The organism is Pelotomaculum sp. FP (assembly GCF_004369245.1).
GTDB lineage: Bacteria > Bacillota > Desulfotomaculia > Desulfotomaculales > Pelotomaculaceae > Pelotomaculum_C > Pelotomaculum_C schinkii.
In genome coordinates, this window is sequence record NZ_QFGB01000004.1 from 101,041 (window position 1) to 117,215 (window position 16,175).

Annotated in this window: 16 protein-coding genes; 11 read left to right on the top strand and 5 right to left on the bottom strand. The window is 50.1% G+C overall.

All coding sequences use genetic code 11. The annotated features are described in order from the left end of the window. Window positions 1-180 precede the first annotated feature (180 nt). The 5 genes from der (at window position 181) to spoIVA (ending at window position 5,851) form a co-directional block, all read left to right on the top strand. On the top strand, window positions 181-1,503 hold the full coding sequence (gene der / locus Psfp_RS02980) for a ribosome biogenesis GTPase Der (RefSeq protein WP_134217066.1): 1,323 nt from the start codon (window positions 181-183) through the stop codon (window positions 1,501-1,503). Window positions 1,504-1,712: 209 nt separating this feature from the next. Continuing rightward, a complete protein-coding gene (gene plsY, locus Psfp_RS02985) occupies window positions 1,713-2,303 on the top strand; it encodes a glycerol-3-phosphate 1-O-acyltransferase PlsY (RefSeq protein WP_134217067.1) in 591 nt (196 codons plus the stop codon). 18 nt (window positions 2,304-2,321) lie between these two features. Further along, window positions 2,322-3,371 carry an NAD(P)H-dependent glycerol-3-phosphate dehydrogenase gene (locus tag Psfp_RS02990; protein ID WP_134217068.1) on the top strand — a complete coding sequence of 350 codons (1,050 nt, stop codon included), beginning with the start codon at window positions 2,322-2,324 and terminating at the stop codon, window positions 3,369-3,371. 63 nt (window positions 3,372-3,434) lie between these two features. After that, the gene (locus Psfp_RS02995) at window positions 3,435-3,659 is read left to right on the top strand and encodes a UXX-star (seleno)protein family 1 (RefSeq protein ID WP_134217069.1); all 225 of its coding nucleotides are present in this window, start codon (window positions 3,435-3,437) and stop codon (window positions 3,657-3,659) included. Between the two features lie 713 nt (window positions 3,660-4,372). Next, entirely contained in the window at window positions 4,373-5,851 is a 1,479-nt protein-coding gene (spoIVA, locus tag Psfp_RS03000) for a stage IV sporulation protein A (RefSeq protein WP_134217070.1), read from the top strand. A 27-nt stretch (window positions 5,852-5,878) separates the two neighbouring features. Here the strand turns inward: spoIVA and Psfp_RS03005 are convergent, their stop codons facing one another. The 4 genes from Psfp_RS03005 to Psfp_RS03020 form a co-directional block, all read right to left on the bottom strand. Further along, complete coding sequence (locus Psfp_RS03005; RefSeq protein WP_134217071.1) at window positions 5,879-6,370, bottom strand: CBO0543 family protein; 492 nt, start codon at window positions 6,368-6,370, stop codon at window positions 5,879-5,881. Window positions 6,371-6,488: 118 nt separating this feature from the next. Continuing rightward, a complete protein-coding gene (locus Psfp_RS03010) occupies window positions 6,489-7,076 on the bottom strand; it encodes a CBO0543 family protein (protein ID WP_134217072.1) in 588 nt (195 codons plus the stop codon). A 74-nt stretch (window positions 7,077-7,150) separates the two neighbouring features. Further along, a complete protein-coding gene (locus tag Psfp_RS03015; RefSeq protein WP_134217073.1) occupies window positions 7,151-7,582 on the bottom strand; it encodes a hypothetical protein in 432 nt (143 codons plus the stop codon). A 21-nt stretch (window positions 7,583-7,603) separates the two neighbouring features. Next, window positions 7,604-8,377, bottom strand: a complete 774-nt coding sequence (locus Psfp_RS03020) for a hypothetical protein (protein WP_134217074.1) — start codon at window positions 8,375-8,377, stop codon at window positions 7,604-7,606. Window positions 8,378-8,774: 397 nt separating this feature from the next. Between Psfp_RS03020 and Psfp_RS03025 the strand changes: the two genes are divergently transcribed. The 4 genes from Psfp_RS03025 to Psfp_RS03040 all read left to right on the top strand — a co-directional run bounded on the left by Psfp_RS03025 (window position 8,775) and on the right by Psfp_RS03040 (window position 12,966). Continuing rightward, window positions 8,775-10,064 carry a homoserine dehydrogenase gene (locus Psfp_RS03025; RefSeq protein WP_134217075.1) on the top strand — a complete coding sequence of 430 codons (1,290 nt, stop codon included), beginning with the start codon at window positions 8,775-8,777 and terminating at the stop codon, window positions 10,062-10,064. Window positions 10,065-10,120: 56 nt separating this feature from the next. Beyond that, on the top strand, window positions 10,121-11,023 hold the full coding sequence (gene thrB / locus Psfp_RS03030; RefSeq protein WP_134217076.1) for a homoserine kinase: 903 nt from the start codon (window positions 10,121-10,123) through the stop codon (window positions 11,021-11,023). A 68-nt stretch (window positions 11,024-11,091) separates the two neighbouring features. Next, window positions 11,092-12,303, top strand: coding sequence for an aspartate kinase (locus tag Psfp_RS03035; RefSeq protein WP_134217077.1), 1,212 nt, complete (start codon window positions 11,092-11,094; stop codon window positions 12,301-12,303). Between the two features lie 348 nt (window positions 12,304-12,651). Continuing rightward, window positions 12,652-12,966 (top strand): FlxA-like family protein, encoded by a 315-nt coding sequence (locus tag Psfp_RS03040; RefSeq protein ID WP_134217078.1) that lies wholly within the window; start codon window positions 12,652-12,654, stop codon window positions 12,964-12,966. 237 nt (window positions 12,967-13,203) lie between these two features. Here Psfp_RS03040 and Psfp_RS03045 read toward each other — a convergent pair whose 3' ends face one another. Further along, window positions 13,204-14,403 carry a cofactor-independent phosphoglycerate mutase gene (locus tag Psfp_RS03045; RefSeq protein ID WP_134217079.1) on the bottom strand — a complete coding sequence of 400 codons (1,200 nt, stop codon included), beginning with the start codon at window positions 14,401-14,403 and terminating at the stop codon, window positions 13,204-13,206. Window positions 14,404-14,610: 207 nt separating this feature from the next. Here Psfp_RS03045 and Psfp_RS03050 point away from each other — a divergent pair, with 207 nt between their 5' ends. Next, on the top strand, window positions 14,611-15,909 hold the full coding sequence (locus tag Psfp_RS03050) for a PD40 domain-containing protein (protein ID WP_192895244.1): 1,299 nt from the start codon (window positions 14,611-14,613) through the stop codon (window positions 15,907-15,909). 36 nt (window positions 15,910-15,945) lie between these two features. Next, window positions 15,946-16,146 carry a helix-turn-helix transcriptional regulator gene (locus Psfp_RS03055; RefSeq protein WP_134217081.1) on the top strand — a complete coding sequence of 67 codons (201 nt, stop codon included), beginning with the start codon at window positions 15,946-15,948 and terminating at the stop codon, window positions 16,144-16,146. Window positions 16,147-16,175 lie beyond the last annotated feature (29 nt).

Consider the following 16,175-nt stretch of genomic DNA (forward strand, 5'->3'; position numbering starts at 1 on the left):
ATTGGGAGCATCTTAATAAAAAATCATGGTTGGCGCATCCGCACTTGCAACAGAATGGTTATAATAGTATTAGTATACTTAACATTGATTTTTATGCAGTAATGGCGCCGGGTTAAGGACGGTGTCCTATTTATTGAAGTTTTATTAGAGTTTTACTTAAATCAGAAAGGTGACAATAATATGTCCAAACCGATAGTGGCCATACTGGGGCGGCCAAATGTGGGCAAATCGACGCTTTTCAACCGCATCGTAGGCGGCCGCGTGGCTATTGTGGAGGATACACCCGGGGTAACCAGGGATCGCCTTTACATGGATGCTGAATGGTCAGGGCGCCATTTTACCCTGGTAGATACGGGAGGACTTGACTTTCAGGAAGACAGCGAAATTACCAGCCATGTCCGGACTCAGGTAGAGCTGGCTATCCGCGAGGCGGACGTGGTGCTCTTTGTTGTGGACGCCCGGGCCGGTTTAAATCCGGACGACCTGGAAGTGGCTTCGGTCGTTCGCCGTGCGCATAAACCGGCCGTGCTTGTGGTTAACAAGGTTGAAAATTTTGACTCTCCCGAGAAGATATATGATTTTTTCCAGCTTGGTCTGGGGGATCCGGTACCCGTATCTGCGGCGGAGGGATTGAACACCGGCGATATGCTGGACAGGCTGGTGGAACTGCTTCCTCCGGATCAGGGAGTGGCAGACTCTCCGGATATAATCAAAATTGCCGTTATCGGCAGACCCAATGTGGGAAAGTCCTCACTGGTAAACAGCCTCCTGGGAGAGGAACGGGTCATTGTCAGCAATATTCCCGGTACCACGCGCGACGCCATTGATACAACCTTTGAGCGGGACGGCAAAAACTACATGCTCATCGATACTGCCGGTATACGCCGCAGAAGCCGGGTCGAGCGTACTACGGAGAAATACAGTGTTATCCGCTCTTTACGGGCGATTGACCGGTGTGACGTGGTATTAGTCGTTATTGACGCGGTTGAAGGGGTTACCGAACAGGACAAGCGCATTGCCGGTTACGCCCATGAAGCCGGTAAGGGCTCAATTCTAGTGGTGAACAAATGGGACCTGGTGGAAAAAGACGATAAAACTATGAAACGCTATAGTGATAAAGTACGTCAGGAACTGGCGTTTATGCCTTATGCCCCTCTTATCTTCACCTCTGCGCTAACTGGAAAGCGAGTTTTAAAAGTGCTGGAGTTGGTCGATTTTGTAGCCGAGAAGCATGCCACCCGTGTAAGTACCGCCAATTTAAATACCCTGATCAGGGAAGCGACTCAGCAGAACCCGCCACCGGCGGATAAGACCAGGCGCCTGAAGATCTTATATGCTACTCAGAGCGGGGTCAAGCCCCCACGCTTTGTGCTGTTTGTTAATGATCCTGAATTATTGCATTTTTCCTACCAGCGCTACCTTGAGAACCAAATCCGTTCGGCTTACGGGTTTGAAGGGACACCGCTCCGCTTTAGCCTGCGCAGACGGTCAAAGGAGGAGTAAGGAGACCTGACATCTACCTTGAAGATGTAGGTGCGAATTTGCACCATTGGCTGCCACAAGTGCGGCGCTGGCGCGCTGTGTGCGATACTCTTAAATTTTTAAAAATGATATTTGGTTCGTCCGCATGCAGTTTTGACCCGGAGTAATACAGTAAGCGCCGGCGTCCGGTGTCTGACGACCGGCGGCTGAATGCCGAAGGAGAAGCAGATATGTCGGTTTTTTTAGTTATAATAGCTAGCTACCTGATTGGTTCTATTCCGGTGAGTTACCTGGTTGCCCGCTTATGGAAAGGGATCGACATCCGCAACTATGGCAGCGGCAATGTTGGCATGACCAATGTTTGGCGTAATGCCGGTCCTGTGGCAGGGGTACTGGCCTGGGCCGGAGACTTGGGCAAGGGAGTCCTGACAATACTGTTGGCCAAACATTTTGGCGGGCCTGAAGTAGTAGCCGCAGCCGGTATAGCCGTACTGGCGGGACACAGCTGGCCGGTGTTCCTGGGCTTTAAGGGAGGGAAAATGGTTGCCACCTTTGTCGGCGTAATCGCCGCCATAGCCCTGCCGGTCGGCCTTATTGCCGCGGTTGTGTGGCTGGCCGTGGTCGGGCTTTCCGGGTACGTTTCTGTTGGATCCATTGCCGCGGTTCTTTCCATACCTTTGTTAATCTGGGCTTTTCATCTGGAGTGGCCCTACCTAGTCCTGGGTATATTGGTGGCGGCCCTGGTGATATACAAGCACAAACCTAATATTAAGAGGTTGGCCGGTGGCGCCGAACCAAAAATCAAACGGAAGTTCTGGTAGGCGGGAGGTGTGTAATTGGTGAGTAAAATTATTGGGGTAGCCGGCGCCGGCAGTTGGGCTACGGCTTTGTCGGTACTACTGGCGCACAAAGGGTACACGGTGCGGATGTGGTCGAGACACGCAGCTCTCGCGAAGGAGATTACAATAACAAGAGAAAATATACGATATCTTCCCGGGGTGATTGTGCCCCCGGCGGTCGAGGTCACGGTCCATATTGAAGAGGCGGTGCGCGAAGCTGACGCGGTCGTTTTTGCTGTGCCGTCCCACGCCTTTCGGGAGGCGCTCCAATCCGCTCTCCCCCATCTGTCCGGCACGGGGCTGATTATCAACGCCGCCAAAGGAATTGAGGAGGATAGCCTGCGTCGTTTATCCCAGGCATTTGCGGAAGTTGCCGGTCCGCGGGCACTCGAGCGGTATGTGGCGCTTTCCGGGCCCAGTCATGCCGAGGAGGTGGGCAGGCAGGTGCCCACTGCAGTGGTAGCGGCGTCATCCAGCATAAAGAGTGCTGAATACGCGCAGGACCTGTTTATGTGCGACAATTTCAGAGTCTATACCAATCCGGATGTCGCCGGAGTTGAACTGGGGGGCGCGCTAAAGAATGTCATTGCCCTTGGCACAGGTATTGCCGACGGGCTGGGCTTTGGTGACAACACCAAAGCAGCCCTGATGACCAGGGGGCTGGCTGAAATCACCCGCCTGGGCATCACGCTGGGCGCCAACCCGCTTACTTTTGGCGGCCTTGCCGGGGTTGGTGACCTGATCGTAACTTGCACCAGCATGCACAGTCGCAACCGGCGCGCCGGTATGGCTATAGGCCGGGGCAAATCACTGGAGGAGGCACTGGCTGAAGTGGGTATGGTGGTGGAAGGCGTCCGCACTACCCGGGCGGCTCGCAGGCTGTCCGAGCTTTACGGTGTCAATATGCCCATTACCGAACAGATGCACGAGGTTTTGTTCGAAGGTTTCCCGCCTGAAACAGCTGTTAACAAGCTCATGACCAGGGGCAAAAAACACGAAACGGAAGAAGTGGCCCTGGCTGCCGCCGCCCTGGGTAGAAGCCAGTTTTAGTTCCACAAGATCATCCGCTATAACGAAACATAGTTTGGTAGATACTATAACGGGGTGATCGAAATGTTGAACAGGATTATCTTATTTGGTATAGACGGTTGTTCCTATACGGCAGCCGCAAAGGAGGATTTGGCCAGGCGTAAGAGGCCTTACGAGTACCATAATGTTGTAAAAGAGCAGGAAGCTTTGCAAAGGATGCTCGAACTGACCGGAGGAGCCCGTTTGGTCCCGGTAATCGTTGAGCAGGGCTGCATAAAGATCGGTTTCGGCGGGGCCTGTCAGGTGTGAAATGGGACGTGAGACGTGGGTATGTGGCGCAGTCCTATGGGGTCAGTGCAATGCACCAGCCATGATTTTTTCCACTGATAATACCAATAAAAATGCACACTGGGGAGTGTCAATAGGAAGACATATGTCTCGTTATTCTGCCTCATCTGTCTCAAGAATATTGCCCGAAAAGGCTTGACTTGCGGGCTTGTTGGGGTTATCCGAAAGCGTTTCGGAGCACCTGGGTGCGTTCCTTAGCGCGTACGTAGCTTAAAATCAAAGCTTATATAGCGCGTAGCTACCGGATGGCTGTATGTATATGCGGTCGGCATGACGCTCTTGTTTCACAAATGGAGAATTGCGAAGCGAGCGGAGGATAACCCCAAGCCCACTACCCCAGAGGTCTTCGAAGACCAGTTAACAGTGATCTTGTGATACACTTACATTGATAATATGAATTAATAATACAAGCTGCCTATGAAGGGCGGCTTTTCTTTTCAAATGTGGCAGGGAAATAATGGATATTTTTTTACCGGTTTTTATATTTCCAGGTCATATTCGCCCAACAGGCTCATATATATATATTGTTATTGTATGCAACTGGAAAAAAATAGACGTGGACTAGGGTTCACGGCAGATTAATAACATAATCTTTTTTTCGCCTGAGCGGGGGAGGGATGCAACCTTTTTTTATATATAATTTTTATGATTCTTTAAGGGAGGGAGTGTGTTCATTGGAAAGAACCGATATTTTCCGCGATATTGCGGAACGCACCGGGGGAGACTTATATCTCGGGGTGGTCGGCGGCGTTCGCACCGGGAAATCAACGTTTATCAAACGTTTTATGGAACAAATGGTGCTCCCGAATATGAAAGACGTGCATGATCGGGAGCGGGCCAAGGACGAATTGCCCCAGGGCGCAGCCGGACGGACGGTAATGACCACGGAACCGAAGTTTGTGCCGAATGAATCCGTGGAAATTCAGATAACCCCTAACTTGACTGTTAAGATGCGTATGGTTGATTGTGTTGGCTACCGGGTTGAGGGAGCCCTTGGCTATGAGGAGGAAGACGGTCCCAGGATGGTTTCCACTCCCTGGTTCGAGGAACCAATTCCCTTCCAGGATGCGGCAGAGGTGGGAACCAGAAAGGTAATAGCCGAACATTCGACCATGGGGCTGGTTATGACCACCGATGGCTCGATTACGGAGATCCCCAGGGAAAATTATGTTGAGGCCGAGGAACGGGTTATCGAGGAGATGAAGGACATTAACCGTCCTTTCCTGGTCCTCCTCAACAGCACCAACTCGGCCAGCGAGGAAGTCCTGCAGCTTGCTGCGGAACTAAGCGAAAAATATGATGTTCCAGTCATACCGGTCGACTGTGTCCAGATGACTCAGGCCGACATCTTAAATATACTGGAAAAACTGCTTTATGAGTTTCCGGTCAATGAGGTAAATATCAGCCTGCCGCCCTGGGTGGAGGAACTGGAAATCAGGCACTGGCTGCGCCAAAAGTTTGAGGAATCAGTCCGTGAGACTGTTAAAAATGTCCGCCGCCTCAGAGATGTGAACATGGCCGTGGAGTCTCTAGGGGATTACGACTTTGTAGATCAGGTCAGCCTGCGCAGCATGGATATGGGTTCGGGCTCGGCCTCCATTAGTATCACTTCCGATCCCTCGCTGTACTATAAGGTGCTGAGTGAGGAATCCGGCTTTGTTATCGAGGATGAAAGGGAGCTTTTCCGCCTGGTTAAAGAACTCAGCGTGGCCAAGCGGGAGTTTGATAAAGTATCTCAAGCCCTGGACGAGGTCAGGGAGATCGGCTACGGGGTTGTAGTTCCGACCGTTGACGAACTGGTCCTGGAAGAGCCGGAACTAATTCGCCAGGGAAGCCGCTTCGGAGTGAAATTGAAGGCGACCGCTCCGTCCCTCCACTTGATTAAGGCCGATATCACCACCGAATTAACCCCGCTCATAGGCACCGAGAGACAGTGCGAAGAACTGGTCCAGTACATGCTCAAGGAATTCGAAGACAATCCGCAGAAAATATGGAACTCGGAGATCTTTGGCAAATCAGTTCACGACCTGGTCCGTGAGGGTATTCAGAATAAACTCCACCGCATGCCGGAAAACGCCCAGCTCAAGCTCCAGGAGACCCTGCAGCGGATTGTCAACGAAGGCTCGGGTGGCCTCATCTGCATTATAATATAAAAAAAACCGGTCGCACGACCGGTTTTTTTAAAACCTTTTGTTTCCAAAATACTCGCAACCCCAGCGGTAAAAAGCTACAAACGCTCTGGAAGACAGAAGTGTTACAGTCAATGTAATGAAGGTAATATACCAGCTCCACTTATGGTACTTGATTAATTCCGTATAGAGTTCCAGAGGATATTCTATCACGGTTATGCCAACACTAAAAAGTATGGCGTAAACAAGGATATGACGGAAGCCACGCTCCCTGGTAAGCTGGTTGTATAATATGCAAAGAATTGGGAAAACCCAGAAATCAAACAAAAGGCTCACCTTATATAAAAGAGGCAACTGCCGGAAAGGGTATTCCAAGAGGTCCAGGTTTACCACTGCAGCCCCCCAGAGACCGTCAAGAACGTTTTTGTAAAGGAATACCACCACCCAGTCCCTGAAATAGCGCCAGTCTACGGCGAAAACCAGCAGCAGCAAACCGATCAGAGCAGAGGTTATACTTATAATCAATTCAGGGCTGATGACCATATTTTCCTCCTTGAGACTCCAACTTGTTAATAGTCAATATGGGGCCGGTTCATTCGCACAAGATACAGGCAACCGGCTGCAAACCCAAGTCGACTATGATATTGGTAGTGAGTCATAATCAGATTATCCCGTCCCGGGATGGTTTATCTTTGGTCTTGGCCTGGTGTTGTTTTCCTGCAACAATTAATACCAGCCACCTCAAAAAAACAGGTATGATAATATAAATAGGAAAAGAGTAAATATGTTCCCACTGGTATAATTTGTATATTCCCAACCATATGAGAAGGGGTTCACCGATAAAAGCAAAAACAGCCGCCAGCGCCGTATGTGCGATGGTGAACTTTTTCCAGGTCGGGAACACCTGATAAACCAGCATAAAAGTAACAGGCAGCGCCGTGTAGTTGACCGGTATCAAACGCGGGAAATAAGGTTCGATATCGTAATAGTATTCCCATAGGTTTAGCTGGCAGCCCATTTCATCCAGAAAAGTAACCACAGTTAGCACCATGAACCCGTACAGCAATATTTCAACCAGACGTTTTTTATCTGCATATTTCCACCAAAGCAGCCAGGGGACCACCAGGACAAAAATGAGTATCCAGAATTGAAAGGTGCCCAACTCTTTGTGGAGCCAGTGTTGGTACTGCATTTCTATGGCTTTATTCTGTAATTCGATAACCTCTTCAAAAGAAGGAACCGCGTTCATTGTTTTGTGTCTGCCTCCTTACCCGCCATAGGGTTCGGGCATTATTGTTTTCGGCCGGTTCATCCCAATATGATTCACCTGTACAATCTTCCAACCCCTAACGCCTGGTTGTTCCACAAGATTTGTTCGGACTCCTTAACGTTATTGTCGCGGCAATTGATTATTAGAACCACTTCTGCCGCCATACTATTGGGCTTTTTAGTACTATGCGGTATCCTGCTTCTTGCAAGGGCCAGGAGCGCTCCCGTCGCTATCCCCGCCAGCAGGCCGATTAGACCCCAGATAACCGGACCCCACCTCAAAACAAAACCGTATATGACGCCAAGGACCATCAGGGCTGTCCCGGCTACGGCTGCGCCATCAATAAGACTGTTGCCGCCGCTGCCCGCGTTCTGATGTTCAAGCGGGACGGCAAGGATATTTTCCCTGGCCAAGCCGTTATGCAAGAGGTCGGAAATCGCCTGTTCCAGGAATAAGGAATGTTCAAAAGCTGCTACGAGGTACATCTAACCACCTTAATTTATTTACTAGACAGGCATGTCGAAGGCCGGGTTCTGGTAATTCTCCACCAGGTAGGACCTCTGTTCCGCCTGGTATAACTTATTAATCTCAACCGCGTCAACGTAAGAACCGTAAATGGCGAAGACAAAAATTGAAGGCAAAAAAAGGAGCCATTGGAGATTGAGGACATCTAACGCCTTGCTGAAAGAACCTGTACAGGTAAATTGTACGGCGTTATACATATGGGATAACCCGGTAATGGAGATCCATGAAACCAGGAGCGTGAAACCAGTGAGGGATCGCTGCAGGCGGAGGTGCCCCAACCCCGGCATGAAAGCGGACCATACTGCGGTAAGCCGGGGATTGAACTGTTTTAAAAAGTTATGCCCATTGGAATTAATTTTCATAAACTGTAGAGAAGGTCTTTCTCTTTCGGCCATTTTTGAAACTTTATTTAATTCCACCGTGAGGTGGTAGCTGTCCCAAATAATAAATATATAGGCGCCCGCATAAATTGCCAGCCAACTAACGTCTGCGACCTCCCTGGCCAGGTCAAAATTGCCTGTGAAGGAATAAAAAATTGCTGTGTTGAGACTGGATTTCATATTGGCCAGAATCTCCCATAACAAAAAAATAAGGCCTTTGACGGATTTTCCCAAGAGCATATGCCCCAGTCCGGGAAAAGCCGCCGACCACCATATGATCACCCAGGGGTTTCTGTGCTGTACCAGGTTGATGGCGTATGGTGTAATATGGGATCTCTTATAGCGGTTTTCTCCATATAAATAGCAGCTGTTCATTTGTTTGCACCTCTGCGGGCCGGGTATTAACTGTTCACAGGGAGTTTGCTTAAGGAGCAGGTGTTGTTACCATGAACAAAGTTATTTTTTGCATTAATAGCTCGGATCATGTATTTATTGTCTTCGCAATTAGCTATAATACCGTTAAATAAGCGCAGTGGAGAATATTATCTGAACCGTGGTCCCTTGGTGTTGCCTGACGCCGCGCCTGGTGCTATAATGTCGCCATACCCATGTACGGTTTAGACAAGTGTTGCCAGCTCCTACAGACCGTTGGACGGGAGAGCAGGTAATAGGGTGTCATGCGGCATAAATAACAACCCATAACAGGTGGCTGGCAAGCCGACTTTGCTGTTTTTTTATATATTTTTAGTTCCAGGATAAAGGGGGAGAGCAGTTGTCCAAGAATGTGATTGGTGTAGGGCTTTTGGGTATGGGTACTGTGGGCCGGGGAGTATACCGCATCCTCACCGAAAACCGGTCCGGCATCGAGCAAAAAGTAGGCGTGCCTGTCGAAATTAAAAAGATACTGGTTCGTGACACCGCCAAAAACAGGGGTGTTCAATTGGAAGAAGGAGTTCTAACGGCAGATGTCGACGAAGTCATCAACAACCCTGACATTGACATTGTTGTAGAGGTTATGGGAGGGATAAAACCTGCCCTGCCATATGCCCTAAAAGCTTTGAAAAATGGAAAAAGTCTGGTCACAGCCAACAAGGATATGATTGCTGAGCACGGCAAAGAACTGTTTGAGGCAGCCGAGGCGAACAACAGCGACCTCTTGTTTGAAGCCAGCGTGGCCGGAGGAATACCTATAATCAGGCCGCTTAAGGAATGCCTGGCAGCCAACCGGATTCAACAGGTTATTGGCATCATAAATGGCACCACCAACTATATGTTGACCAGGATGAGCAAGGAGGGTCTCGATTTCCAGACGGCGCTTGCTGAAGCGCAGGCCTTAGGTTATGCCGAAGCTGACCCCAGCTCGGATGTCGAGGGTTATGACGCGGCGCGCAAGCTGGCGATTCTAGCTTCCATTGCCTTCAACACCAGGGTTTCCTTAAGCCAGGTTTATGTTGAAGGAATTACCCGGATAACCGCCGAAGATATTAGCTATGCGGCTGATTTGAACTATGTGGTGAAGCTTTTAGGTATTGCCAAGGAAAGTGAAGCAGGAGTTGAGGTACATGTGCACCCGGCCATGCTGCCCAAAACGCACCCGCTTGCTCCAGTTGATGATGTGTATAACGCTGTTTTTGTCAGCGGGGATGCCGTTGGCGACGTGATGTTTTTTGGCCGGGGGGCCGGAGAACTGCCTACCGCCAGCGCTGTTGTCGCCGATATCATGAGCGCTGCCCGCAGTAAACTGAAACATGTGCCGGGTCTGTACAACTGCACCTGTTTTGATGAAAAGCCGGTTAAATCTATGGGGTTGACCTCAACCAAGTATTATATCCGTCTCAATGTAGACGACCGTCCGGGGGTGCTGGCCAGCATCGCCTTTGTCCTGGGTAATAACGACGTGAGCCTGGCTTCAGTCATCCAAAAACATACCACCGGGCAGGCTGCTGAAATAGTCCTGGTTACCCACCGGGTATTGGAGCAGAACCTGCAGGACGCCCTTAAAATTATCAAAGAGTTGTCTACGGTTAACGAAATAGCAAACGTAATCAGGGTAGAGGAATAGCAAAGACATATTTATGAGCTTTTTTTATTCCTCTTTCAGAGGAGGGCTGCAACCTGATGATTCGTGTACAGGTGCCGGCCACCACGGCTAACCTTGGTCCGGGTTTCGACTGTCTGGGTATGGCGCTGGAGCTTTATAACGTGGTTGAAATAATCCCGATTCCCATGGGAACGGTTATTGAGGTGTCTGGTGAAGGGTCTAACGAAATCCCCAAGGACGAGCACAATATGGTTTACCAGGCTGCCCAAAAGGTTTTTCGACAGGTGGGTTACTCCCCGTCTGGCTTAAAGTTGCGCCTGGCCAACCAAATTCCGGTTGCCAGGGGATTAGGCAGCAGTACCTCAGCTATCGTTGGGGGAGTGATTGCCGCCAACCTTCTCTCAGGAGGAAAACTATCGATAAAAGATATCATTAGCCTGGCCAGTTCGCTGGAGGGACACCCGGATAATGTGGCTCCGGCGGTACTCGGGGGCATCGTGGTCTCGGTCCAGGCCGATGGAGAAGTAAAATGCCTAAAAATAAAGCCGCCGCACGGCTTAAAAGGGGTCGTGGCAATTCCCGATTTTTCCATGGTCACGAAAGTTTCCAGGGAAATGCTCCCTTCTCAGGTGCCCTTTCAGGACGCAGCCTTTAATGTCGGGCGCGCGTCTCTGTTGGTGGCGGCGCTGCAGCAGGGTGACTTAAGCCTCTTGGGAGCGGCTATGGAAGACCGTCTCCACCAGCCGATGCGTTCCTCAATGATCCCAGGCTTCAAGAAAGTTTTGGCTGCGGCAAAGCTGGCCGGAGCCAGAGGGGTTACCTTGAGCGGAGCAGGTCCTACAGTGATTGCCTTTGCCGACTCCAACCTGGAGTTGATTGCCAGGGTTATGGGCGAAACTTTTCGCCAAAACGGCGTCAAGTGCCGCGTGCTGGTTTTGAAACCCAGCCCCGTTGGAGCCAGGGCTTTGGAGATAAAGTAGGGTGTCGCGAGCTTTAATCAATACTTTGATGTCGACAGCAGTTGTCTGGCATAGGAAGGCGGTTTTTCATGCTGGTAGTTCAGAAATATGGCGGGAGTTCAGTAGCCAACGCTGAGCGGATCCGCCGGGTGGCCGGCCGGGTAATACAGGAGAGGGATAAAGGCCACAGTGTGGTGGTTGTTGTATCAGCCATGGGAGATACAACCGATGATTTAATCGAATTGGTCGGTGGTATTACCGGCAGTCCCCCGGATCGGGAGATGGATATGCTTCTGTCGACCGGCGAGCAGATTTCCATAGCTCTGCTGGCGATGGCCATTCAAGATATGGGGAGTCCTGCCATATCACTGACCGGAGGTCAGGTGGGAATTTTAACCGATGATGCTCACACCAAGGCTAAAATACTGAAGATCAATACCGACCGCCTGCAGAAAGAGCTCAAACAGGGCAATATTGTGGTAGTGGCCGGCTTTCAAGGAATTGACCAGCATAATGATATAACAACCCTCGGGCGGGGCGGGTCGGATACCACCGCGGTTGCTCTGGCGGCAGCTTTAAAGGCCGATGTTTGTGAAATATTTACCGACGTCGACGGGGTATATACCACTGATCCACGCGTTGTTCCTGAAGCCAAAAAGCTTGACCTGGTTTGCTATGATGAAATGCTGGAGCTGGCCAACCTGGGAGCGGCCGTCCTGCATCCCCGCGCGGTAGAACTGGCTATGCAGTTCAGTTTGCCGTTGCACGTGCGTTCCAGCTTCAACAATAATCCAGGTACGTTGGTCAAGGAGGTAGATGATATGGAAAGAAAACATGTGGTAACCGGTGTCGCATGCGACTACAATGTCGCTAAAATTGGGCTTTTTGACGTCTTTGACCGGCCGGGCATCGCCTATATCCTGTTCAAGGCCTTGGCTGATGAAAAAATTAATGTTGATATGATCATCCAGAGCGCCATGCGTGATGACAGGAACGATATTGCCTTTACCTGTCCGCAGGGCGATTTGAAAAAAGCGCTGGAAGTTGTGGAAAGGCTGCAGCCTGAAGTGGGTTCGGAAGGTTTTACCTGTGATGACGGTGTGGCCAAGGTGTCTATTGTCGGCGCGGGGATGGTCAGCAACCCGGGTGTTGCCGCCGAGATGTTCGAGGCGCTTTACCAGGAGAGTATAAATTTGGAGATGATCAGCACTTCGGAAATAAAGGTGTCCTGTATCATCAAGGCCGGACAAGCCGAACAGGCCGTACGTGCCCTGCATCAAAGGTTCAACCTGGCCGGATAAGTTTGAGCGCCGTATTACAACTAGTTGGAAAGATAAAGAGATGCTGTATGATGATGCCGGCATCACCAGAGGAGATGAGCGTCAGAGAAGGAATATTTTCTCAAAGATATCCACTATGGCGTATTTTCTCTGGAGAGAATAAAATAAGCAGACATACAAAAGGCCTCGCTCTCCGGAGCGGGGCTTTTGGGTTTATTCCAGTTTGTAAAAAACCTTTCAGTTTTCTTTAAGCTTTTTGGAGACGTTTCAGGTATTAAGACTTAAATACTTTGAACCGATTTATTAATTAGAACAGCATAACGTGAGCTAGTTCTAACTATTGAACACAGTAAGGGAGGTGATATTGATATGAACATTTCATCAGCTTTGTCTTCATCATCAAGCAGGTCTTATTCATCTGCTGATAATACTAATCTCGTAGCAAAGCTTCAACAACAAAAGGAAAGGCTTGAGCAGCAACTGCAAGAGGTTAGCCAAAGTAAAGAGGACGAAGAAATAAAACAGCAAAAAGTGAATCTGCTACAAATGCAAATACAGCAGATTGAGACAGAAATTCAGCAAGCAAAAGAAGCAAAAAGTAACCAAAGTCAAAATACTGGGCAACAGTCAATGTCGGCAACCGCTTCAGTAAATATAAGCTCTACTATTGACACTCTGGTTTAATGGCCAAGCCTCGCTCTAGGAGCGGGGCTTTTTCCCTTCTATTCCCAGCCTTTTAAGCGGGTTTTGAAAACTTCACAGTGCTAAATCTAAGTTTTTACCACAAAAAGGACACTTCGGCCAATCTTTCGGCAATTCCAAAATTATTACCCCACATTAAACTTGTTTGGAAGAGAGGCTTTATCTTAGAAAGCCTCTCGCAATGTTGTTTTCAGTTCGAACGTGCCCTTGGTCGTTTGTTTAACCGTACAGGAAATAGTCCATCAACTCGTGACCGGCTTTTATGACCAAACCCCTGGAGGCGGTTTGTTCGTCGTAAGCGCGGTTTGTTTTTTTAGTCTGTCCCTTGCTGTAAATGGCGAAGGGTACCGGGTTGCTGGAATGGGTCATGGTCGCGAGCGGGGTGGGGTGATCGGGCAGGACCATAATCTTATAGCTATCGTAAATATCAAGCTCTTGCAGCAAGCGGCCGAGCATCCGGTCAACCATTTCAATGGCCTTAATCTTGGTGTCGAGTTCTCCCCGGTGCGACGCAGCGTCCGGCGCCTCCACATGCAAGTAGACTAAATCCCGGCCTTTGCCGAGCTCATCCAGAGCAGCCTGGACCTTGCCGTCGGCATTGGTGTTGGCCGTACCGGTGACTCCCTCCACTTCAACCACGTTGAAACCGGCGCAGATGCCGATGCCTTTGATCAAATCCACCGCCGAAATAATCGAGCCGTTCAGCCGGTAGCGGTCATAGAATTTTGGCATCTGCGGTTTCTTGCCCATGCCCCAGAACCAGATGGCATTGGCAGGCCGCAGGCCCTTTCGGGTTCTGGCCGCGTTGACCGGGTGTCCGGGCAAGAAGCCGGCGCCTTCCCTCATCAGGTTCAAGAGTGTTTCCCCGCCCTGGCCTTTTGGCAGATAAGGTCCGATCACCCTTCCCGAAATATCATGGGGAGGTGTGAGTTCCCCGCCTGTCGGCCCGCCTTTCCAAACAAGCAGGTGTCTGAAGCCAAAGCCGGGGTAAAATTTTAATTGTGCGCTTTCCAGGCGGGCTTTTACTTCCTCAATAATTTTTCCAGACTCCGCGGTGGTGATTTCATCAGCGCTGTAGTCGACCATGGTCTTATCTTCATAACGTTCCTCACCGGAAAGGGTAACCAGGTTGCAGCGAAAAGCCACATCGTCGCTGTCCAGGCTGACGCCCATGCTGACCGCCTCCAACGGTGAGCGGCCTGTATAGTAAAGGCGCGGGTCGTAGCCCATAACGGAAAGGTTGGCTACGTCGCTGCCGGGTGGAAAGCCTGCGGGTACTGTTCCAGCAACACCTATTTCACCGTATGAAGCGACAAAATCCATGTTGGGGGTGGAGGCAAATTGAAGCGGAGTTTTACCGCCAAGGCCGGCCAACTGTTCGTCAGCCATACCGTCTCCGAGCAATATTATGTATTTCATGTTACACCTCTAATATTTTAATCCTGTTAATTATTCTCCCGCCAAATAGTGAATCCTGCAATTATTTTCACAAAAACAATTTGAACTGTTATTGCCCTCCCTTTCGCGGGGCACGCAGTGATTTTGGTGTGTATGAACCTAAAAATACCGGAAAGCGTCCAATTAAAAGGATTGAACATTAACCGGTTGAAAAAGGGGAGGATTGGATTGAGCAAGCATCGCATGCCGCCTGCCAAAATACTGTTGGTTGTTCCTGTCCTAATGGTTATTGCCGTACTAACCTTGTACGGTACGGCGGTAGATGACAAGGGAGAAGAAAGCACCGGCATCCTTAACATCTCCAGTGAATCCGAGTCTAACCATGTCAATAGGACTATCGGCTTTGGGGACCTGGTATTTACGGGCTATAACAACGATATGCGTTTGACCAACGACGGAAAAAAAGCTGTATTCAGCGCCTGTCATTATCCGCCCGGGGAAGGAGTGGAGGTGGAGAGCAGCCTCCTGCTGCTGGATTTGACGACAGAAAAAATAACAACGCTAGACCGGGGGAATATCATTCGCGCTCTGGGTTGGGATCCGGCCGGAGAAAATGTCCTATACGTGAAAGACAGCAATCTGACCCGGTTTTCCTTGCAGGAGGGCGCCGTCAATACCATTGCCGAAGAAACCTATTACGGCTCCTACAGCCCTGATGGCTCTATGATCGCCTATGCGCGTGGCAGGAGCGGCTTATGGATTTGTGACAGTGATGGTAACAGCCAAAAAAGGCTTACTCATACAAATGAGGACTGGTATCCGGTCTGGTATCCTGACGGCCAACACCTGTTCTTTTTCAACGATCTGGGTCAGGAGCTCGGTGACGGGGCGGGCCGCCTGCAGGGCATGGCGAAAATTTCGGTAGCGGACGGGAGCATTGAGCCGTTATTCCCGGAGAAAACAGGCAAGTTTCGTTCCGCGGGGTGGATTGTCCCCGGTGAATCTCTACACGTGGTCAGCGGCTGGGATGACGGGTATTACCAGCACATCATGGATTTTAACGGCAGAAAAATCACCGACCTTGGCGAGAATAATAATGAGTATGCCCAGGGTGGTTATGTTACTGCAGTTTCTGGTGGGGGCAGGCTTTTCAAGGTTGCTGAAGGAGGACTAATCGAAATATATGATGGTACGGGGGCATTGCAAAAGTCTTTTGATCTGGGTCAGGCCGGTCAGGTATACACCAGCGCTTCCTATGCTTCTGACGGCCGTATTCTAACAATGCATTATCTGCCAAGCCCCGGTGAGGCACAGGTTGAGATAGTAATAGAAATCCTGGATCCATCAACAGGAAACAGCACTGTAGTGTCACAGGGAAGGGATAATTACGAGGCCTGTTTCTGGGGTATAGGAGGGCATGAGGTTTGGGTGCTGGAAAAAAATGTGCTGGATTCCCATTATGTGCTGACCGGCTTCAGCTTGGTTCCTATTGGTGCTGCTGAGCTATTCAAACCGTTGCCCATGTAGTTATCATTAGCCAGTGTCAAACCGGACACCGGCCGGTTGACCCCGCGGCAGGCCGAAGTGCTTGGCCTGGTGGCCAAAGGCCTGAGCTACAAGGAAGTGGGAGCCACCCCTGGCTTAAGCGAGCGCACCGTCAAGTATCATATGGAAAGAATCATCGAGCTGCTTCACCTGGAGAACCGTGCCCAGGCTATCGCCTACGTTGGTAGAGAAAGCGCCAATTCTGCGGGCAATAAATAGAATTAAGGTAGACACCATCTTGTGTTATG